The 19,016-nt window shown below is 58.4% G+C and carries 19 protein-coding genes; 7 read left to right on the forward strand and 12 right to left on the reverse strand.

The features are described 5' to 3' along the window. Positions 1 to 6 precede the first annotated feature (6 nt). Positions 7 to 495, forward strand: a complete 489-nt coding sequence (locus tag ACZ5Q2_RS06010; protein ID WP_061330852.1) for an asparaginase domain-containing protein — start codon at positions 7 to 9, stop codon at positions 493 to 495. On the opposite strand, the gene ACZ5Q2_RS06015 is transcribed toward ACZ5Q2_RS06010, so the two are convergent. From ACZ5Q2_RS06015 to ACZ5Q2_RS06030, 4 genes are all read right to left on the reverse strand, one after another. After that, positions 492 to 1,193, reverse strand: a complete 702-nt coding sequence (locus ACZ5Q2_RS06015) for a pseudouridine synthase (protein WP_061330851.1) — start codon at positions 1,191 to 1,193, stop codon at positions 492 to 494. The two genes, ACZ5Q2_RS06010 and ACZ5Q2_RS06015, sit on opposite strands and share 4 nt — an antisense overlap. Further along, positions 1,193 to 2,221: a metal-dependent hydrolase gene (locus ACZ5Q2_RS06020; RefSeq protein ID WP_061330850.1), complete on the reverse strand. Its 1,029-nt coding sequence runs from the start codon at positions 2,219 to 2,221 to the stop codon at positions 1,193 to 1,195. The genes ACZ5Q2_RS06015 and ACZ5Q2_RS06020 overlap by 1 nt, the downstream gene beginning before the upstream one ends. Positions 2,222 to 2,334: 113 nt before the next feature. Then, complete coding sequence (locus tag ACZ5Q2_RS06025; RefSeq protein WP_061330849.1) at positions 2,335 to 3,072, reverse strand: THxN family PEP-CTERM protein; 738 nt, start codon at positions 3,070 to 3,072, stop codon at positions 2,335 to 2,337. Between the two features lie 158 nt (positions 3,073 to 3,230). After that, the gene (locus tag ACZ5Q2_RS06030) at positions 3,231 to 4,367 is read right to left on the reverse strand and encodes a lytic murein transglycosylase (RefSeq protein WP_413772201.1); all 1,137 of its coding nucleotides are present in this window, start codon (positions 4,365 to 4,367) and stop codon (positions 3,231 to 3,233) included. 313 nt (positions 4,368 to 4,680) lie between these two features. On the opposite strand from ACZ5Q2_RS06030, the gene ACZ5Q2_RS06035 reads away from it, so the two are divergent. Then, positions 4,681 to 5,571 (forward strand): response regulator, encoded by an 891-nt coding sequence (locus ACZ5Q2_RS06035; protein ID WP_061330847.1) that lies wholly within the window; start codon positions 4,681 to 4,683, stop codon positions 5,569 to 5,571. 28 nt (positions 5,572 to 5,599) lie between these two features. Here ACZ5Q2_RS06035 and phoR read toward each other — a convergent pair whose 3' ends face one another. The 5 genes from phoR to ACZ5Q2_RS06060 all read right to left on the reverse strand — a co-directional run bounded on the left by phoR (position 5,600) and on the right by ACZ5Q2_RS06060 (position 9,825). Further along, a complete protein-coding gene (phoR, locus tag ACZ5Q2_RS06040; protein WP_061330846.1) occupies positions 5,600 to 6,919 on the reverse strand; it encodes a phosphate regulon sensor histidine kinase PhoR in 1,320 nt (439 codons plus the stop codon). Positions 6,920 to 6,971: 52 nt separating this feature from the next. Further along, entirely contained in the window at positions 6,972 to 7,664 is a 693-nt protein-coding gene (gene phoB / locus ACZ5Q2_RS06045) for a phosphate regulon transcriptional regulator PhoB (RefSeq protein WP_058091532.1), read from the reverse strand. 105 nt (positions 7,665 to 7,769) lie between these two features. Further along, a complete protein-coding gene (gene ubiA, locus ACZ5Q2_RS06050; protein ID WP_061330845.1) occupies positions 7,770 to 8,654 on the reverse strand; it encodes a 4-hydroxybenzoate octaprenyltransferase in 885 nt (294 codons plus the stop codon). A gap of 78 nt (positions 8,655 to 8,732) precedes the next feature. Next, positions 8,733 to 9,287 carry a chorismate--pyruvate lyase family protein gene (locus ACZ5Q2_RS06055; RefSeq protein ID WP_061330844.1) on the reverse strand — a complete coding sequence of 185 codons (555 nt, stop codon included), beginning with the start codon at positions 9,285 to 9,287 and terminating at the stop codon, positions 8,733 to 8,735. Then, on the reverse strand, positions 9,268 to 9,825 hold the full coding sequence (locus ACZ5Q2_RS06060) for a hypoxanthine-guanine phosphoribosyltransferase (protein ID WP_061330843.1): 558 nt from the start codon (positions 9,823 to 9,825) through the stop codon (positions 9,268 to 9,270). Before ACZ5Q2_RS06060 ends, ACZ5Q2_RS06055 begins: the two co-directional genes overlap by 20 nt. Positions 9,826 to 10,092: 267 nt before the next feature. On the opposite strand from ACZ5Q2_RS06060, the gene ACZ5Q2_RS06065 reads away from it, so the two are divergent. From ACZ5Q2_RS06065 to tesB, 3 genes are all read left to right on the forward strand, one after another. Beyond that, on the forward strand, positions 10,093 to 10,260 hold the full coding sequence (locus ACZ5Q2_RS06065; RefSeq protein ID WP_008173532.1) for a rubredoxin: 168 nt from the start codon (positions 10,093 to 10,095) through the stop codon (positions 10,258 to 10,260). A 16-nt stretch (positions 10,261 to 10,276) separates the two neighbouring features. Further along, a complete protein-coding gene (locus ACZ5Q2_RS06070) occupies positions 10,277 to 11,434 on the forward strand; it encodes an NAD(P)/FAD-dependent oxidoreductase (protein WP_061330842.1) in 1,158 nt (385 codons plus the stop codon). 121 nt (positions 11,435 to 11,555) lie between these two features. After that, positions 11,556 to 12,416, forward strand: coding sequence for an acyl-CoA thioesterase II (gene tesB / locus ACZ5Q2_RS06075; RefSeq protein ID WP_061330841.1), 861 nt, complete (start codon positions 11,556 to 11,558; stop codon positions 12,414 to 12,416). Here tesB and ACZ5Q2_RS06080 read toward each other — a convergent pair. The 3 genes from ACZ5Q2_RS06080 to ACZ5Q2_RS06090 form a co-directional block, all read right to left on the reverse strand. Continuing rightward, a complete protein-coding gene (locus ACZ5Q2_RS06080; RefSeq protein WP_061330840.1) occupies positions 12,383 to 14,929 on the reverse strand; it encodes an EAL domain-containing protein in 2,547 nt (848 codons plus the stop codon). The genes tesB and ACZ5Q2_RS06080 overlap by 34 nt on opposite strands. A 108-nt stretch (positions 14,930 to 15,037) precedes the next feature. Continuing rightward, positions 15,038 to 15,484, reverse strand: a complete 447-nt coding sequence (locus ACZ5Q2_RS06085) for a flavodoxin (protein ID WP_061330839.1) — start codon at positions 15,482 to 15,484, stop codon at positions 15,038 to 15,040. Between the two features lie 76 nt (positions 15,485 to 15,560). Continuing rightward, positions 15,561 to 16,664 carry a GGDEF domain-containing protein gene (locus tag ACZ5Q2_RS06090; protein WP_061330947.1) on the reverse strand — a complete coding sequence of 368 codons (1,104 nt, stop codon included), beginning with the start codon at positions 16,662 to 16,664 and terminating at the stop codon, positions 15,561 to 15,563. A 199-nt stretch (positions 16,665 to 16,863) separates the two neighbouring features. Between ACZ5Q2_RS06090 and ACZ5Q2_RS06095 the strand changes: the two genes are divergently transcribed. After that, complete coding sequence (locus tag ACZ5Q2_RS06095) at positions 16,864 to 18,429, forward strand: inorganic phosphate transporter (RefSeq protein ID WP_061330838.1); 1,566 nt, start codon at positions 16,864 to 16,866, stop codon at positions 18,427 to 18,429. Between the two features lie 107 nt (positions 18,430 to 18,536). Beyond that, positions 18,537 to 18,803 (forward strand): hypothetical protein, encoded by a 267-nt coding sequence (locus tag ACZ5Q2_RS06100; RefSeq protein ID WP_058091522.1) that lies wholly within the window; start codon positions 18,537 to 18,539, stop codon positions 18,801 to 18,803. Positions 18,804 to 19,016 lie beyond the last annotated feature (213 nt).

Raw genomic sequence — 19,016 nt, forward strand, 5'->3', positions numbered from 1 at the left:
GTGACGATGATCCAGATACTGACGACCGGCGGCACCATCGATAAGGTGTACTTTGATGCCAACAGCAAGTTTGAAATTGGTGAGAGCCTGCTCCCGGAGTTGCTCCGGGAGTCCAATATCCACGATGGCTACATCATCCGCGAGCTGATGCGCAAGGACAGCCTGGAACTCACTGACGATGACCGGGCGACCATTCTGGAGGCTGTTCGTACCTCGGACTGCTCCAGAATCCTGATTACCCATGGTACCGATACCATGGCCCAAACCGCCCAGGTTCTGAAGCCGTTGGCTGATCGCACCATTGTGCTGACCGGTGCCATGCAGCCCGCCCGCATGCGCCGTACCGACGCCATCTTTAACGTCGGTTTTGCCTGGGCGGCGGCGCAGCTCCTGCCATCGGGGGTCTATATCGCCATGAACGGTGAAGTTTTTGAGGCAGGTGCGGTGCGCAAAAACCTCGAGGCCCAGAAATTCGAACGTATCGCCGCTGACTAATCGGGCTCGACCACAGACTGTATTTCCTGCGCGGTCAATGAGCGGTAGTGTCCGGGTGCCAGGGCCGGGTCGAGAATGATATCGCCAATGCTCTGTCGGTGCAGTGACACAACGTGGTTGCCCACCGCGGCCAGCATGCGCTTTACCTGATGGTACTTGCCTTCCCGGATGGTCAGTTCGATCTCGGTTGCCGAGTTTTGCAGCACCTGGGCGGGTAGCGTCGGTTTTTGCTCGCCTTTCAGTTCGATGCCTTGCTCGAGTGCCTGGCAGGCATGTTCGTCCAGCGGTTCGGCCAGGGTGACCCGGTAGGTTTTCGGGCAAGCCCGGCGTGGTGACGTTACCTGATGAGACCACTGGCCGTCGCTGGTCAGTAGCAGCAGTCCGGTGGTGTCTTTGTCGAGCCGGCCAGCGATATGAACCTGTCTCGCCAGCTCAGGGGGCAGAAGGTCAATGGCGGTAGGCTGACTGCTGTCGTTGGTGGCACTGATAACGCCAGCCGGTTTGTTCATCATCAGGTACAGGCCGTCGGGAAGAGTCAGCGCCTGGTTGTCCAATGTCACCTTTGCGTGCTCCGGCACCCGGCTGTTGGCACTCTTGGTCATTTTCCCATCCACCCGGACCCGCCCGGCCGAAATCGCTCGCTTGCTGTCCTTGCGGGAAAGCCCGCTGCTGTTACTGACAAACTGATCCAGTCGCATCAGCAGCTGTGCCCTTGCGGAGGCGTAGACAAGGTTGCCAGGCAGAGCACCGGCGTTCGCCCTGTCAGTCTTGACCAGAGCAGTGGCAGGGCGTCTCGGTTAACCGAAGGTCGCGGCATCCGGCCGCTGGGGATGGGGGTTACGCCGGATTCGGAGGTTTCTGCCAGAATGAAGGTAAACGGGTGAGCGCCGGGAATGCCCAGGCGAATGTCTGTGGCGGTGATCTGGTTGCCGGCTAGCCGGTAGTCCAGAAAGCCTCGGGTAAACCATTCAAGACGGCGGGCTTCCGGCAAGGAGGCAACCGATTGCGCCAGTTCGGGCCGGCGGGGGAAGTGCTCCAGGGTCAGTTCATCGCTGCCATCAAGAAACCCGGTGACTATTTCGATCCTGTGTTTGTCCGTGATGGCGGTTACCCGCCATAAAATCGTGTTGAATGGCATCGGCTGAACCAGCAAGGACGCGTCCTTCATACCAACCTCCGCCAACGCTGGCTGAACCCTGTCGGTGATCCACTGCTGGGCAACCAGGGTCCAGCCGAGGTACAGGGTCGACAGCACCAGGCCCGCGGTAACGGCGTTTGTTGCCGGGGGGCGAATCAGGAGGGCCAGGCAGCCTGCCAGTAGGGGCAGGGTGTACAACGGATCGATAATAAAAATGCTGTGGAGGGCTACCGGGTCCCCCAGGGGCCAGAACAGTTGGGTGCCATAGGTGGTAAAGGCATCCAGCAGGGGGTGGGTGACGAGGATCAAGCCCACCAGGGCCAGCCACCGTTGATAGGAAAGCTGGGGTTTCCAGCGCCACAAGCCCCAGGCAATCAGAAACGACAGCGGGATCAGGATAAACAGGGAATGGCTGAAGCCCCGGTGTTGGGTGAAATTGGCCACGGCACTGCCGTAATCGATGACCACGTCGAGGTCAGGCAGGGTGCCCAGCAGTGCGCCGGTGAGCAGAACAGAGCGACCGAGTGTTTTGCCGGCAACCGCACCGGCAATGGAAGCGCCGAGAGCGGCTTGGGTAATGGAATCCATGAATCTCCGGGACAATATCGTGAGGGATATGCCAGATATTATGCGCTGATTCCGGAATCAGATCACTGGTTGGGAGGAAAGACACCGGCGGGCGGGCCGCCGGTGTGGGAGAATCAGACTTTACGGCGACGGGCCAGACCAAGACCAGCCAGGCCAAGGCCTAGTAGGGCCAGAGTGCCGGGCTCTGGCACGGAGCGAACGTTCAGTTTTGCCAGCAGGTTAACCGAGGTAGCCTTGCCTTCCGCGGTATAAATCTCATCAACGCCACCCTCAAAGCCCAGCAGGGTCAGCGAGTAGATACTGGAGCCGAACTGGAACTCTGAACTTTCAATCATGTTGTCCAGGCGCACAATGTCATCAACGTCTTTGGTTGAACAACCGAAGATAAAGGACAGTGGGCCACAATAGACATTTGGCGTCTCGTTATGGGAAAACTGGAAAGTATAGGGGCCAGTGACAGTGCCGTTGTCCGGGGTTGTCGAGAAGGTTGCATAAACGTCCAGATCTACGGCAGTGATGCTGTCGCCGGTAATCCGGTTGTTGAAGTGGGTGAAGCTGCCAAGAACAAACGGGTCGCTGGAAGTAATGGTTTCAGGCAGGTTGCTGGCACCCTCAAACCCATACCCGCTTTGCGGCCCTTGTGAACATTCTTTCCACCAAAGTTTGCCGGAACAGGTAACCAGACCTTCTCCCCAGCGCAAATTATCAGTTCCCACGCCCTGGATATTGCTGCCGCCAGTGGGGCTTCCCCAGGCACCGGATACGCTTTCCAGGTCAACCGGGAATGCTGCTGCTGTCGCCGCAAAGCCCATGGCTGCAGTTGCAACGAGTCCTTTCATCAATGTGTTCATGATCTTCACCTTGTTACCAGCTAGTCAGTTTCTCCCGTCGGCTCCGGGAATCGCTGGAACATGTAGCCAGATCTGTGCCAGGTGTATAACTGCCTGTTAATAGGGGATTAGTAGTCTGGCCAATGGAGGACGTGTAAAAAAAGCCGACGCAATGGGCGTCAGCTTTCATTGATCACGTTCAGTTTCTCTAGCAGGAGTTCCGACGGCATGCCGTCGGCAATCAGGCCCTGGGATTTCTGGAACTCGCGAATGGCCTTACGGGTGTTTGAGCCGAGGATGCCATCAGGGTTGCCGCTGGCAAAACCCTTGGTGTTGAGGTTCTCCTGAAGCTGGATGATCTGGTCACGGGACAGGGTGGGCTGATCTTCCGGCGGTGGATTCTGAAGCCCGCCGGCGCCAGCAATTCGATCGGCCAGGTGGCCAACGGACACGGCATAGAACTCCGAACGGTTCCAGCCCATGATGACCCGGAAGTTGCTGTAAACCAGGAACGCCGGGCCCCGATGGCCGCTGGGCACCACCAGTGCCGCTTCAATCGGTTCGTTTGCCAGGGCGTTGCCAAAGGCATCTGTGATGCCCATACCACGCCATTCGGCCAATGGTAAACGGCGGCCATCGGACAGGCTGAAGTCAAAGTTGGCTGGCAGAAGGACCTCCCGGCCCCAGCGATACTCGCCGTCCCAGCCCATGGATTGGAGGAACTTACCCGCAGACATCATGGCATCCGGCAGGCTGTTCCAAAGGTCCCGGCGGCCGTCGCCATCGGCATCGACCGCATGTTGCAGGAACACGGTGGGCATGAACTGGACGTGGCCCATGGCGCCGGCCCATGAGCCTTCCATCTGCTCCGCGGGAATGGCCCCTTCGTCAATGATCTTCAGGGCCGCAACGAACTGCTCGGTGAAAAATGTGCTGCGACGCTGGTCGCAGGCCAGGGTTGCCAGCGAGCTGGGCACCGGCATCTTGCCGAAGTAGCTGCCATAGTTGGTCTCAAGACCCCAGAACGCCAGCAGGTAGGGCGCCGGAACTCCGGTTTCCCGGGTAACCCGGTCGAGCAGATCCCGATGCGTTTCGAGTAACTCCCGGCCTTTGGTAATACGGGACTCATTCACGCGGCGGTTGAAGTAATCGGCAAACGTGGTGGTGAACTCCGGTTGCCGACGGTCGAGCTCAATCACCCGCTCAATATAGTTAACGTTGGCCAGAACGTCCCGGGCGGTAGCCTCGCTGACGCCGGCACCGACAGCCCTGGCCTCGAGGGATTGTTTGCACTCGGCAAATTGCTCGTCGGTCATGACCGGTATGCTCTGGCCCTGAGCGCCAAAGGCCAGGGCCGACAGTGACAGGGCAGCCAGGGTACGGCGGATGTTCGGCCGTGTAATCAGATGAGCCACAGTAAACCTCTCGGGACGAAGGTAAGCGATCGATGTCGCCATGTTAGCCTGTTTTCCAGCCGGGAAAACACTGCCTGAGGGCCAGGTGTGTGACAATTCTTTAATGCCTGATGGCATCTGTCGTGTTTGTCGTCTTTTTGTTGCGGGTGGGTCACGCTGAGCCCGTGATGTTCTATAGTTTACGGATGCACGCAAGCCCGGAGTGGATGGTTTTATGGCAACACTGAAAGCGCTGGTGGTGGACGACGCCAGTTTTGTAAGGGATCTGGTAAAGCGCACCGTACGCCAGCGATTCCCGGTGATCGAGACTACCGACGCCCAGAATGGTCGCCGGGCCCAGTCGCTGATGTCCCGGAGCAATTTTGATCTGGTTCTGTGTGACTGGGAAATGCCCGAGATGTCCGGGCTGGAACTGCTGCAGTGGATGCGCCAGCAGCCTCAGTACGAGAAAGTGCCATTCATCATGATTACCAGCCGGGGCGATAAGGACCATGTGATTGAGGCGGTCAAGGAAGGGGTGTCCGAGTACCTGGGCAAGCCGTTCAGTCCCGAAGGGTTGAGCAAGAAGATTATCAAGGTTATGGGGCGGCGCCTGAAAGACGCCATGGAGAGAGGCGGCAAATCCATGGAGGGGCCGGCGGATGCCTTCAAGGAATCCGCGGCGCTGCTAACCCAGAAACGGGATGCTCCGGAGCCTCGAAAAGACCCGGCCGCTGCTGCCGCGGAACAGGACAACCCGCTGTTGGCGGGGGGGCGGCGAGAAGCCTCGTCCAGACCGGCTGCTCGCGGGCCCATGAGCCTGGCCTCGGTCAGGTTTTCCGACAGCACGCTGAAATCTGTGGTGAAAGACGTCAACTTGACGGAAGTTCGGGTGATTGCCAAGCGGGACCAGGAGTTTCCCGGCATTCTGGATCAGGCGGTGGTGGATATTGATATTGGCGACGGGCAGATGGCTCGGCTGAATGGCTATGTGCACCAGTTGCAGGCAGTCGATAAACGCCAGGATACCGACTTTGTCAGCGTCACCATCCGGTTTGTCGATGAGGACCCGAAAAAACTGGAAGATCTGTCACGGTTTGTGGCGCGGTTCCGCGCCGGCAGGTAGTCGCTCGCGCATCCTGGTGTCTGGCGAATCAGCTGTCGTTGGTTTCCGGAACCCGCTCCACCAGTCGTTCCCGGGGGAAATGACAAATAAATTCGCTGCCTTCGCCAACCTTACTGCGAATCTCGAGATTGCCGTCGTGATTGATCAGTACATGCTTGACGATGGCCAGCCCCAGGCCAGTACCGCCAGTATCTTTGTGTCGGCTCGGGTCTGCCCGGTAAAAGCGCTCGGTCAGTCGGGGAATATGAACCGGGTCAATGCCGATACCTGTGTCCTTTACCCGCAGGTGCGCGCCGTCCCGGTTGGTACTCCAGGAGACTTCGATGCTGCCGTTGGCCGGGGTGTATTTCACGGCATTGAAAATCAGGTTTGAAAAGGCACTTCTGAGCTGACTCTCATCGCCCCGTAACAGCCGGTGGTCGGTGACCTCTACCAGAATTTTGTGATTTCTGTCGCCACTGAGCGCCCTGGCATCGTGGCAGATTTGATTGATTAGATGTTCGACATCGGTCAGGGCATCGTCGCCGGTGTGTTCTCCGGTTTCAATCTTTGACAGCAGGATCAAGTCGGTTATCAGGGCTTCCATGCGTGAGGACTGCGCCGCCATGGTGTTGATGGCCCGTCGCCACTTCGGGGGCAGTTCGTCACCGTGATCAACCAGGGTTTCCAGATAACCGCTGATGACGGTCAGGGGGGTGCGCATTTCATGGGAAACGTTGCCGACAAAATCCCTGCGCATCTGTTCCAGTTGATAAAGCCGGGTGACGTCCTTGGCGACGATCAGCCGGTCGTCATCGCCGAACAGGCTGATCTGTATCTGCAGGTGGATGTGGGGCCGGGCAGGCGAGTGAATTTCCAGCGGCTCCCGGTAATCCCGGGCGTCGAAGTAGGCTTTGAAGGCCGGTGTGCGAATCAGGTTGTGGATGTATTGCCCCTGGTCGGTGCTGCGCCTGAAACCGAGCAGGTATTCCGCTGAGCCGTTCCACCACTCCATGGCGCCCCGGGCGTCGGTCATGATGACCCCGTCGCGCATGGCGTTGGTGGATTCCTGCACTCGGTTGATCCGGGCACGCAGCCGGTCCTGGGTTAGCAGGTGGCCCTGGTGAAGTTTGTGCAGGTTGTCAAAGATGTCACCCCACAGGCCGATACTTTTGGGTGGCTCGCCGGTGGCGCTGGGGTTGGCCAGCCATTGGTAGAGGTGGCGTGCCTGGCCCAGCGTCCACCAGAGGTAGGCCATCAGTCCCGCAAGCAGGCCATACAATGGGTAGCCGAAATACCAGCCCACCAGGGTGGTGCCAGCAAGGCCGGCGATGATCAGCCGCAGATATCTTGACCAGTTGTGTTGCATCAAAGTCTGCCTTGTTGTGTGTCCGGCGCTGATGCGTGACGGCCGGTATGGATCAGGCGGCTCGTGTTGAGAAGCGGTATCCGGTGCCCCGTACCGTCTGAATCAGGTGATCGTACTTGTCGCCGAGCGCCTTGCGCAAGCGCCGTATGTGCACGTCAACGGTGCGTTCTTCAACATACACATTGCCGCCCCAGACCTGGTCCAGCAACTGGGAGCGGGTATACACCCGTTCCTGGTGAGTCATGAAAAACTGCAACAGCCGGTATTCGGTGGGTCCCATGGTCAGTGCGCCCTCAGGGGAAGTGACCCGGTGGCCGACCGGGTCCAGGGTCAGGCCTTCCACTTCAATGGGGCTGTCAACGCCGGCCGGCGTTGCCCGGCGGAGCACGGCCTTCAGACGTGCCACCAGTTCCCTGGGGCTGAAGGGCTTGGTGATGTAATCGTCGGCACCCACTTCAAGGCCCTGGATCTTGTTGTCTTCCTCAACCTTGGCGGTCAGCATGATGATCGGAATATCCGCCGTGGCCTCTTCTTTTTTCAGCCTTCGGGCCAGTTCAACCCCGCTGGTGCCAGGCAGCATCCAATCCAGAAGAATCAGGTCGGGCTGTTTATCAACGATCAGGGCATGCGCTTCTCGGGCATCCGCTGCCTCCAGGTAGTCATAATCAGCCATTTCGAGCGCGACCGCGATCATCTCGCGGATAGGTGCTTCGTCATCGACGATCAGGACAGTTTTTCCAGTCATGAGCATTAACCTGTGTCAGACCCTGGGAGCAATAATTGCTCCCCAGTAATGTTGCTGAGTCATTACAACGCGTCTTTGTTACAAGTATATGACATGGTTGGATGGTCAGATCATCAAATCCAGCGCCAGGCCGGCGAACACTGCAAAGCCCGCCCAGTTATTGTTGAGAAAGGCCTTGAAGCAGCCGTCCCGGGAGCGCTCCCGTGCCAGGTATTGTTGGTAGACAAACAGGCTGGCCATGGCGACCACTCCCAGATAATAGAAGCTGCCAAGTTCGGCCTGGTTGCCCACCATGATCAGGATGATAATCACCATCGCCTGCAAGCTACCGATAATGGCCCGGTCGGCCTCTCCAAACAGGATGGCGGTCGATTTGATGCCTACCTTGACGTCATCATCCCGGTCAACCATGGCGTAGAGAGTGTCGTAGGCGACGGTCCAGAGCACGTTGGCGGTGAACAGCAGCCAGGTGAGCTGGCTCAGTTCATTGGCCTCGGCGGCCCAGGCCATGGGGATGGCCCAGGAGAAAGCGGCGCCCAGGAACAGCTGGGGCAGGTGGGTATAGCGCTTCATGAACGGATAAATGAAGGCCAGCAGGGCACCGCCGAATGACAGGTACAGGGTCAGCGAGTTGGTGAACAGCACGACCATCAGGAACGACACCAGGCACAGGCCGGCAAACAGGGCGACGGCTTCCCAGGCCCGGATGCGGCCAGTGGTCAGGGGGCGGTCTTTGGTGCGTTTGACATGGCGGTCCCAGTCCCGGTCAGCGAAGTCGTTAATGGCACAGCCTGCCGCCCGCATGAAGAACACGCCCAGGGTGAAGATCACAATGTTGGCCAGGGACGGCATTCCGCCCGCGGCAAGCCAGAGAGCCCACCAGGTGGGCCAGAGTAACAGCAGGCTGCCAATAGGTCGGTCGATTCGCAGCAGCTTCGCGTAGTCGGCCAGACGGCTCTGGACGTGTTCTGGCAGGGCGTTCTGCAGCATGGCAAGGATCTTCCATCGGTCGGGTGCGTGGGCAGTGGCTGATTATAGCCAGCCTGGCGGCGCCGGTTAAACCCGCGTTTACCGTTGGTAGAGTGTTGGCAGCAGGTACTCGCCCACCATCAGGGCCTCGTTGCCTCGGTGAAACAGGGAGCGCCGGGCCAATTGTGGTTGCTGGTCATCGGTGTTCTGGCATAGTCCGGTTTCCAATGGGCCGCGCAGCCATTCAGGACGGCTGAAGAGATAGGCACCAAGAGGCTTGTTGCCAAGGTTGCGAAGGCGTCGGCCCTTGCCTTCGAGGCAGGCCAGGGGAATGACGGTGCGGGCAAGAACCCAGGGTTGGCTATCGCCGCACAGGCGTACTTCCCTGATCCAGGCCCGCTGCCGGGGCGCGAGGCCGAGGCGCCGTGCTTCCTCAAGTGTTGGCACGGCGAAGCCCTCGTTGCAGACTTCCACGTGAAAGCGGTAACGGCACTGTTGTTGGAGCGCCCGGGTAAACGAGCCCTCCACCTGGAGCCAGTGCCGGGCCGGGCCGTGCACCGCCGGATTGTGAAGCCCGGCGGCAGCAAGAGAACGGTACCAGCGCGTGGGGGGAATGATCGGCCCGTTGCGGTGGTCAGAGTCCTTTGACGGCATAGATTCCGGGCGCGTTGCGCCAGTATCCCTTGTAGTCCATGCCATAACCGAACAGGAATCGGTCTTCGACATACAGGCCGGTGAAGTCTGCTTTCAGGCCAGGGCGGGCCTTGCGATCGTGCTCCTTGTCGACCAGAACTGCGGTCAGGACTTCTTGGGCACCATGAGCCAGGCAGTAATCCGCAATGGCGCAGAGGGTCGTACCCTCGTCGAGGATATCGTCGACAATCAATACCGTGCGGCCTTTCATGTCGGCCTCAGGCTGGAGCTTCCATTCCAGGATGCCGCCAGTGGTTTCCTGGCGGTAGCGGGTTGCGTGCAGGTACTCCGCCTGGACCGGGAACAGAAGCCTGGGCAGCAGTTGCCCGGTCAGTATAAGACCGCCGTTCATCACACAGAACAGCAGTGGGTTGCTGTCTTTAAGGCGCTCGGTAATGGCAGTGGCCATTGTGTCGATGGCGGCACTCACCTGCTGCTCATTCACCAGGCAGTCGGCTTCGGCCATGACCTGGTTCATGTCGGCGACGGTATCGGTCATAACGGTCGGATCCTGTCGTAAAACCGGCGATTATACCGAAGTGGGGCCATTGAAGGGAGGGGGTGGCGCCCGGTAGCTATCTGTAGTTACTGCTATTGGCACAAATATACCGGGATGAGCGTCCGTGCTGGCATTGGTCATCGGCAATGGTACGAGTATTATGGCCCTTTGCGGTTGTCTGGCCTGTCCGGACAAATCTTTAAAGTGATGCTTGATTGTTGCATTGTCAGACAATAATATTCCGCCAACATTGATGGGAGAGATAGCATGAAGAAGTGGCAGTGTGTGGTTTGTGGCCTGATCTACGATGAGGCCGAGGGTTGGCCGGAAGATGGAATCGAGCCGGGTACAAAATGGGAAGACGTGCCCGAGGATTGGGTTTGCCCGGATTGCGGCGTTGGCAAAGAAGACTTCGAGATGATCGAAATCGGCTGATAAACGGAGCAGATGAATGACCAACCAGGCACCGATTGTGATTGTAGGCACCGGGTTGTCGGGCTACTCGCTGGTACGCGAATTCCGCAAGCTGGACAAAGACACCCCGATCGTTATGGTCACCGCCGATGATGGCGTCAGCTATTCCAAGCCGATGCTGTCTACCGGGTTTACCAAAGATAAAGACGCCCAGGGGCTGGCCCAGGCCGACACCGAAGCCATGGCTGAGCAGCTTGGGGTGGAAGTACGCACCTACACCACGGTGACCGGTATAGACACCGGCAAGCACGAGTTGATCCTGGGTGATGAACGGCTAGGTTACAGCAAGCTGGTGCTGGCCTGGGGGGCTGACGTGATCCGCCTTGGTCTGGCTGGTAATGGCCTGGACCGTGTGTACTCCATTAACGACCTGCTGGACTACCGGGCATTCCGCAAAGCGCTGGAAGGCGGTAAGCGGGTAGCGATCATGGGGGCCGGGCTGATTGGTTGTGAGTTTGCCAACGATCTTCGCAATGGTGGTTATGAGGTCGACGTGATTGCACCGGACGCCACGGTGATGCCCAGTCTGTTGCCGGAGCCCGCCGCTGAGGCTGTTCGCCATGAGCTGACGGAGCTTGGGGTTCGTTTCCACCTGGGAACCGTTGTCGAGCGGGTTGATGAGGACGGAGACGGCGTCCGGCTGACGCTGGGTAACGGTGAAACACTGCAGGCCGACCTGGTGATTTCAGCGGTTGGTTTGCGGCCGCGAACCGAGCTGGCGAAAGCCGCGGGGCTGGACACCGGGCGGGGCATACAGGTGAACCGTGCGCTGGAAACCTCGGCAGAGGATGTCTATGCCCTGGGCGACTGCGCTGAAGTGGACGGCCAGGTGCTGCTGTATGTACTGCCGTTGATGGCCTGCGCCCGTGCTCTGGCGAAAACCCTTACGGGCGAACGCACCGAGGTCCGCTATGGCACCATGCCAATCATGGTCAAGACACCTTGCTGCCCGACAGCCGTGTGCCCGCCACCGATCGGCGCCGAAGGGAACTGGCAGATTGAACAGGAAGCATCAGACGTGAAAGCGTTGTTCAAGTCGCCTGCCGGTGAAACACTCGGTTTTGCGGTGACCGGACGGTTTGCCGTTGAAAAACAGGCGCTGGCGCGGGAAGTGCCGCCTCTTCACCAGGATTGACCAGCCTGCCATCGGGGCCATCCGGCCCCGATATTCTTCCTTGCCTTGTTGTTGTCGTTGCGAAATTTTGCTGTCTGGGGTAGAAAACCCGTTCGTGAGCTAACAAAACACAGGAGCAGGCATGCTAGAGGTAACCCGTAAGCTGGTGGAGCTGTTGGACTTGTCCCCCATCGGTGATGATCATTTTCAGGGTGAAAGCGAAGACCTGGGATTCCCCCATGTGTTTGGTGGTCAGGTGCTGGGGCAGGCCCTGATGGCAGCCAGTCGCACCGTCGAGGACCGGCTGTGCCATTCGTTGCATGCCTATTTTCTGCGCCCGGGCAACCACAGCATGCCGATTGATTATGAGGTGCAGAGGGTGCGTGATGGCGGCACCTTCTCGGTGCGTCGTGTGATTGCCCGCCAGGATGGCAAGGAAATTCTGACCGGCTCCATGTCGTTCCAGGTGACCGAACCGGGGCTGGATCACCAGTTGGAGATGCCTGAGGCACCAGAACCTGAGTCACTGCGTTCCGAGCAGGACTGGGGCAAGATGATCGCAGAAAAGTTACCGGAAAAACTGCGGGATGTGATGACCAAGGATCGTCCGATTGAAATCCGCCCGGTCAATCCAATGAATCCGTTCAAGCCAGAGAAACGCCCGCCCCATCGGCAGAACTGGTTCCGGGCGGCTGGGCCCCTTCCGGACGATCCCGTGTTGCACCGGTGCCTGTTGACCTACGCCTCCGATTTCACCTTTCTCGGTACGTCGCTGAACCCCCATGGCCGAACGTTTATGAGCAAGGGGATGCAGGTGGCCAGCCTGGACCACGCTATCTGGTTCCACCGGGATTTTCGCATGGACGACTGGCTGCTGTATGACAAGGACAGCCCCAGCGCGTCCGGTGCGCGGGGGTTTAATCGGGGCAACTTCTTTACCCGGGACGGCGTGCTGGTGGCGTCAACGACTCAGGAAGCGCTGATTCGCGAGCGCCTGGGCTGACCAGACATCCAGTCAATCATCCCGTCAAAGGGCAGCGGCCTGGTCAGAATGTACCCCTGAATCAGGTCGCAGCCCATGTCTTCCAGCAGGCGCAGCGTTTCGTCATCCTCAACCCCCTCCGCAACCACCGTGTAGCCCAGGCTGTGACACATATCGATGGTGGTCCGCACGATCACCCGGTCTTCCTCCCGATGCGACAGTTCGGTAATCAGTGACCGGTCGATTTTGATCTCACTGGCCGGCAGCTGTTTGATGTACGACAGTGAAGAGTACCCGGAGCCGAAGTCGTCGATGGACAGGGGGATGCCCGCCGCGTTCAGGGCATTGAGTGCTTTCAGAGAGTTCACAGGGTCTTGCATCATCGAGGTTTCCGTTACCTCAAAGGTAATGGCACCCATATGGGCATGAAAGCTCTGCATCAGGCGCTGAACGAATACCGCGAAATCCGGCTCCCGGAGGTTGTTGGGCGAGATATTAACCGCTATGCCTGCGTCGAAGCCCAGCTCCAGCAACCGGCTGCGCATGTGTAGGGCTTCCTGCAGTACCCAGCGGGTCAGGGGTTTGATCAGTCCGCTTTGCTCCGCCAGGGCAATGAGCTCGTCCGGTGCGACCGGTTGTTCGCGGTCTGGCCAGCGGATCAGGGCTTCATATCCGACGATCTGGCCGGACTTGAGCGACAACTTGGGTTGTAGATACAGCGCCAGCGTGTTGTTGTCGATGGCGTGTCGGAGCTCAGATACCAGAGTCAGTCGTTCTGCACTGTAGGAATCCCGGGACGGCTTATAGTAGGCAATCCCCCGGTCCCGGGCACGGTCAGAGCCTTCGGCAATCACGGCGCGACGGATCAGGGTGTTGGCGTCTGTACCGTGTTCGGGATAGATCGCGACCCCGAGTTGCGGCGCCAATGGTACCTGCATACCCAGGAAATCCACCGGGTAACGGACTTCCTCAATGCTGCGAAGCACAGCCCTGGTGGCAGCTTCCGCTTCGCTGGCATCAACCAGAAAGGCAAAGGTTTGTGGATCCAGGCTGGCTACATAAAAGTTGCGGAGGTCGCTCTGCTCAAGGGCAATGGCACCGGGAACATCCCGAATCACCGCATTGTAGTGTTTGGAGGCCAGTTCCAGGATGCGATCGCTGTTGCGGTGGCCCAGGGTCTTGGTCACTGAGTTCAGGTTGTTAAGATGAATAATCACCACACCATAGCGTTTGCGGTCATTCGAGTGGGTGAGCTCACTCAGTTTCATTTCAAAGCTGCTGCGATTGGGCAGGCCGGTCAGTGGGTGGTGCAGGGCCTGGTCCATCAGCCGCAGCTCTGCCGATCTCCGGGCCTCCAGTGCCCGCAACTCGGCTTCCTGGGCCAGTACTTTGTCCTGGCGTTCCCGGTAAATACGCACGGCCAGTGCCAGGCTCAATAGAATGGCCTCCAGAGCAGAGCCTATCTGCATGCCGTAAGCGGTGATGAAGTTGTTGGGGATAAGGCCATACTTGTTGGCCGCAGTAATGGCACTGCCCAGCGTAAGTGCCCCCCAGGCCAGGGTGTAGTAGACCGCCTGGGGATTGCCGCGAACCCATTGGAGCGGTCCCACTACCGTCAGGAGCAGGCAGCTGGGAATGGCAAGCGCGACGGTCAGGCGGCTGCCGGTGCTGTAGTCGGTGAAAAAGGTGAGCGCTGCCACCAGTACATTGAGCGCAATGGTAAACAGAATCAGCCGGTCCAGCACCGGACTGGATCGCTTGAGTCTCAGGAACGAGCGTGAGAACAGCAGAGTGAAGACCATGGCAAAGGGCACGGTCAATAACATGGCGCGGTTCTGTATCTCTGGGACGTCTGGCCAGAGCAGTTGATAAGTAACGCCGTTAAGGCTTCCAACCAGGATCAGGTAACCGAAGGTGGACAGAACATAGAGCAGATAGACCGGCTCCCGTAATGCCAGAAACACAAACAGGTTAAAGCAGATAACGGTGATCAGAATGCCATAGTAACCGGCGTGCAGCTGGCTTTCGACAGAGGCCTTTTCAAAGTAGCTGCGGCTGTTCCAGAGCTTCAGGGGAATCTGCATGGCGCCCTGGGTCTCTACCCTCAGCAGGATCTGGTAATTGGCGTCAGGCTGAAGCTGAAACGGAAACAGGAAGTGAGGGTGTTGAACCGGTCGCTCCCGGAAGGGTTTCTGGTCGCCCGTGCTTTCATGGTGAACAATGTTGCTATCCCGGATCAGGTAAAAGTCGACATGATCCAGTTGCGGGTAGCTGATTTCCAGAAGGGTGATGAGTTCCGGGTTGCTGACCGGAAAGCGAAGCCAGATATGGTCTCGAATGTAGCCGAAATTGGGAGTTTTCTCCGGCAATACCTGCCACTCGACTGAGGCCATTGCTTGTTGGGGCGTGAGCTGAACGCCCGGCGTCAGGCGCAGATACTCCATCTCCGGGATATAGGAGACGCTTGCCGGCTGCGCCTGAAGCGGCAGAGTTATCACCAGAAACAGCAGGGCCAGTAGCTTAGCCGGGTTCATCAGAGTCACAGGTTACCGTTATTGTCATTATCCTGACGAGTATGGCCTGTCGCTGAAGGCGGCTCAAGCATCACAGGCCGTAGATTTGGTAACTTGTGTAAAGATTGGTCAAATCCCGTTAACCCAGTTTTTTGCCCAGGGCACGGCTTCGGTTTCCGGTTCCATGGTTTCCAGAGCGTCAACTCTCAGGGAATCGCCTACCTTGCGGGCACCGGTTTCGTAAAACGCTTCTTCGATCAAATTGCCGGCACCGCAGAAAGTGTCTCCGTATGAGCTGTCACCCAGCACAATCACGCCGAAAGGCCGGCCGGGCTGCTGAGGCAGTTGTTCCCGGAGGCCAAGGTAAAAAGGCAGCAGGTTGGCCGGTATCTCGCCCTGCCCGGTGGTGGAGGTGCAAACCAGGAGGGCGTCGTCATTATCGGTGATGTCATCAACCTGAGGGTTTTCCAGCACGACCACCTGGTGCCCGTCGGCTTCCAGTTCCTCGCGAATCTTGCGGGCGGTCAGCAGGGCACCACCATAGACACTGCCCACCAGAACTCGAATTGCTGCCATGTCGCTACCTCTGCGTTATCGTAACTTCGGCCCCATGGCCAACCGGGGCTGATCATAACGATGGTGTCCCGCAGGCTCAAGCCCGGGTTTCTGTTGGCTCCGTGGTGCTCTGGCTTCGTACCCGGGGGGCGATACGGTTCCTGCCCGCATCTTTGGCGTTGTACAACTGGATATCAGCCTGTTTTAGTAGCTCAGTTACTGAACCCGCCTTGGAAATGGAACAGACTCCGGCACTGATGGTGACCGGCAGGGTCTCGCCCTGATACTGGAACTGTGTACTGGCCACCTCCGCTCGAAGCCGCTCGGCCAGGGCCAGGGCCTGCAGCAGGCTGGTGTCTGGCAGCAGCAGGAGAAATTCTTCCCCGCCCCAGCGGGCCGCCAGGTCGGATTGCCGCACCACAGTATGGGTAAGGTCGGCGAACTGACGGAGCACCGAGTCGCCAGCGTTGTGGCCATGGTCGTCGTTGATGCGCTTGAACAGGTCCAGGTCAATCAGCACTACAGAGAAATGGTGGCCAGCGCGTTTGAAACGGGAGAACTCGGTATCCAGCCGGTTCTGCATTTCCCGACGGTTGGCCAGTCCGGTCAGCTCGTCGGTACGGGCTGCACGTTCATGGGTTTTGGCCAGCGCCAGGAGTCTGCCCCTGGCCCTCAGGCGCCCCGCCTCCAGGACAAAGCAGAAAATGGATTCGAATGTGAGAGTGGCGAAAAACCGGATCTTGAAATCGGTGGAGTATTCCGCGGTCACCAGCGGCAAACCGGGAAACTGGAAAACAATGACCGCCAACAGATAGCAGAACAGCAGGATGGCAGTCCCGCCTTTCAGACTTGTCAGGTAAAAAAGCAGTGGTGGGAAGACATAGAACCACAAAGGTCCGGTGTTGCCCTCGCCGCCTGAAGCCAGAAGATAGGCAAATAGCAGTCCCACAGTGATCAGCAGACCGGCTTTCTGCACTGCGCGATCCCGCTTCCAGGCGTACCAGATCATGTTGAACACGACGGGAACAATAAACAGCCAGAGTACCCAGGCATGAACCGGGTGCTCCGCGTACCAGGCTTTGGTGCCAATACCCGCCAGAAACAACGCAGCCATCACCGACAGGCCATTTAACAATCGGGAAATCTGCCGCTCTTCCTGTTCTCCGGAAGTGAGGTGATCAGCTGTAGCTTCATGAATCATGGCGGTTCTTATCATTTTTTTGGCGCTCATTTAAGAAGTATGCGCCAATTTATGTAGCATTTGCAGTCCCTCTTTACGGGAATGTGACGCCTGCCTTGCGTGTCAGTTTTGTTTCAATTTTATGGCAAAAATTTTATAGTTTGCCCCCCGTGGCAAGACTGCCCGATGTCCATTCAGCTCACAAGAGATGACATTGCTTATGGCCCGTTCCAGCAATTTTCTGGATACCCTGCTCACCAGCCCCGCCACGGAACGGTATCGGGTCGGTCTGAGTGTTCTGTTCCTGCTTATCGTCTGGCTTGTGGTTGGCTCCTTTAGCCAGGGCTTGCCCAATAATATGCTGTTGATGGCGGCGGCCGTGATTGGCGGTTACATGGCCATCAACATTGGCGCCAATGATGTTGCCAATAACGTGGGCCCGGCCGTTGGCTCTGGTGCCCTGTCGCTTGGTGCTGCGGTTTTGCTGGCGGCGGTGTTTGAAGCCGGTGGCGCGATCATTGCCGGTGGCGACGTGGTCTCTACCATCAAGGGTGGCATCATTGATCCCACCAGTCTTGATGATCCGCGCGCCTTTGTCTGGCTGATGACCGCTGCTCTGCTCGCAGGCGCCCTGTGGTTGAACCTGGCTACCTGGATGGGCGCGCCGGTATCTACCACCCATTCAATTGTTGGGGGTGTTCTCGGGGCCGGTATTGCCGCTGGCGGCTGGGCCATTGCCGACTGGTCGGTGATGGGCAAGATCGCTGCGAGTTGGGTGATTTCCCCGGTACTGGGTGGCGCCCTGGCGGCCTTGTTCCTGTTTGTGATCAAAAAGACCGTGCTGTACCAGAAGAACCTGGTGTCAGCGGCCCGCACCTTTGTGCCCTGGCTGGTGGCCATCATGGCGTGGGCCTTCGGCACTTATCTGATGATCAAAGGTGTGAGCAAGCTGGTGAAGCTGGACTTCACCCAGTCCGCCTTGATTGGTCTGGCATTGGCGGCAGTGGTGTTTTTCGCCATGAGAACCCTGGTTGGCCGCAAGGCGGCGACGATGGAGAACAGCACCGATGGTGTGAATATGCTGTTCACCTGGCCGCTGATTTTCGCAGCAGCACTCCTGAGCTTTGCCCACGGCGCCAACGACGTGGCCAATGCCATTGGTCCGCTGGCGGCCATTAATGATGCCATCCAGGCCGGTGGCGGTGTGGTCACCTCGGCCAGCATCCCGCTTTGGGTGATGTTGGTCGGTGCTCTGGGTCTTGCGGTGGGCTTGATGCTGTTTGGCCCACGCCTGATCAAGACGGTCGGCAGCGAAATCACCGAGCTGGATAAAACCCGTGCGTTCTGTATTGCCTTGTCTGCAGCACTCACCGTTATCCTTGCTTCCCAGTTGGGGCTGCCGGTCAGCTCCACCCATATTGCCATTGGTGGCGTATTCGGGGTTGGTTTCCTGCGGGAATACCTCAAATCCAACTATGCCACCCAGTTGCACAAGATTATGGAGCACCATGATCCGGCGGAGCAGGAGCGACTGAAGCCGTTCCTGGATGATTTCCGCAATGCCTCTGTCGAGGAAATGGAGAATCTGCTGAAGCAGGCCAAGAAAAAGAAGGATCAGGTGCCGCTGTCCAAGTCTGAACGCAAGCGCCTGAAGAAGATCTACAAGGAAGAAATGGTCAAGCGCTCGCACCTGTTCCGGATTGCTGCGGCGTGGATCATCACTGTGCCGGCTTCTGCCCTGATGGCGGCGTTCCTGTTCTTCGCCCTGCGTGGTTTGATGATCTGACGGTTTATGCGGGGCTGGTTACCGCCCCGCGGATTGGCCATACTATGGACATCAGGCCCCGAGCGGGCCGCATTGCTTTAACGCTATCCATAATCGGGGAGTCAGGAATGAGTTCATCTTCCGAGAGCCGTCAGGCCAAGATGATTGAAGAGTTGCGGGTGTTCATCAAGAAGGTGATGAGCGAGCCGACCATTGCGGTTAAATCCATGGATATTGCCCGTAAGTACAAGGGGCAGCCGAATTCCGATGAGTTGATCGCCCGCGAGATCAGTGCCAACACCACCATCCGGATTCCGGAGAACTGGAGTGAGGCAGATAAGATGTTTCTGGAGATCCTGCACGAGGTGCTGGATGACGAAGAGGCGCTTTACTGATTCTGGTTTTGGCTTCGGGCTTCGGAGTAAGTTCGTTTTCGGAGTAGGTTGGGGCTTGTGGGAGCCCTTTCCAAAACACGCTGTGAATACTTCCCTGTACGCTCTGCTCCGCCATCCATGGCTCCGCAAGGTTTTGGAAAGGGCTCCCACAAGCCCCGCCCCGCAGCCTTCCGTGGTATCGATTCGTTTCGCAGAACTTTGAAAGGACTTCCG

This window comes from Marinobacter alkaliphilus (genome assembly GCF_055394375.1).

What these genes read in the sequence shown, in the direction of transcription:
- ACZ5Q2_RS06010 (WP_061330852.1), top strand. Translation starts at nt 7, where the DNA reads ATGATCCAGATACTGACGACCGGCGGCACCATCGATAAGGTGTACTTT.
- ACZ5Q2_RS06015 (WP_061330851.1), bottom strand. Translation starts at nt 1,193, where the DNA reads ATGCGACTGGATCAGTTTGTCAGTAACAGCAGCGGGCTTTCCCGCAAG.
- ACZ5Q2_RS06020 (WP_061330850.1), bottom strand. Translation starts at nt 2,221, where the DNA reads ATGGATTCCATTACCCAAGCCGCTCTCGGCGCTTCCATTGCCGGTGCG.
- ACZ5Q2_RS06025 (WP_061330849.1), bottom strand. Translation starts at nt 3,072, where the DNA reads ATGAACACATTGATGAAAGGACTCGTTGCAACTGCAGCCATGGGCTTT.
- ACZ5Q2_RS06030 (WP_413772201.1), bottom strand. Translation starts at nt 4,367, where the DNA reads ATGACCGACGAGCAATTTGCCGAGTGCAAACAATCCCTCGAGGCCAGG.
- ACZ5Q2_RS06035 (WP_061330847.1), top strand. Translation starts at nt 4,681, where the DNA reads ATGGCAACACTGAAAGCGCTGGTGGTGGACGACGCCAGTTTTGTAAGG.
- phoR (WP_061330846.1), bottom strand. Translation starts at nt 6,919, where the DNA reads ATGCAACACAACTGGTCAAGATATCTGCGGCTGATCATCGCCGGCCTT.
- phoB (WP_058091532.1), bottom strand. Translation starts at nt 7,664, where the DNA reads ATGACTGGAAAAACTGTCCTGATCGTCGATGACGAAGCACCTATCCGC.
- ubiA (WP_061330845.1), bottom strand. Translation starts at nt 8,654, where the DNA reads ATGCTGCAGAACGCCCTGCCAGAACACGTCCAGAGCCGTCTGGCCGAC.
- ACZ5Q2_RS06055 (WP_061330844.1), bottom strand. Translation starts at nt 9,287, where the DNA reads ATGCCGTCAAAGGACTCTGACCACCGCAACGGGCCGATCATTCCCCCC.
- ACZ5Q2_RS06060 (WP_061330843.1), bottom strand. Translation starts at nt 9,825, where the DNA reads ATGACCGATACCGTCGCCGACATGAACCAGGTCATGGCCGAAGCCGAC.
- ACZ5Q2_RS06065 (WP_008173532.1), top strand. Translation starts at nt 10,093, where the DNA reads ATGAAGAAGTGGCAGTGTGTGGTTTGTGGCCTGATCTACGATGAGGCC.
- ACZ5Q2_RS06070 (WP_061330842.1), top strand. Translation starts at nt 10,277, where the DNA reads ATGACCAACCAGGCACCGATTGTGATTGTAGGCACCGGGTTGTCGGGC.
- tesB (WP_061330841.1), top strand. Translation starts at nt 11,556, where the DNA reads ATGCTAGAGGTAACCCGTAAGCTGGTGGAGCTGTTGGACTTGTCCCCC.
- ACZ5Q2_RS06080 (WP_061330840.1), bottom strand. Translation starts at nt 14,929, where the DNA reads ATGAACCCGGCTAAGCTACTGGCCCTGCTGTTTCTGGTGATAACTCTG.
- ACZ5Q2_RS06085 (WP_061330839.1), bottom strand. Translation starts at nt 15,484, where the DNA reads ATGGCAGCAATTCGAGTTCTGGTGGGCAGTGTCTATGGTGGTGCCCTG.
- ACZ5Q2_RS06090 (WP_061330947.1), bottom strand. Translation starts at nt 16,664, where the DNA reads ATGATTCATGAAGCTACAGCTGATCACCTCACTTCCGGAGAACAGGAA.
- ACZ5Q2_RS06095 (WP_061330838.1), top strand. Translation starts at nt 16,864, where the DNA reads ATGGCCCGTTCCAGCAATTTTCTGGATACCCTGCTCACCAGCCCCGCC.
- ACZ5Q2_RS06100 (WP_058091522.1), top strand. Translation starts at nt 18,537, where the DNA reads ATGAGTTCATCTTCCGAGAGCCGTCAGGCCAAGATGATTGAAGAGTTG.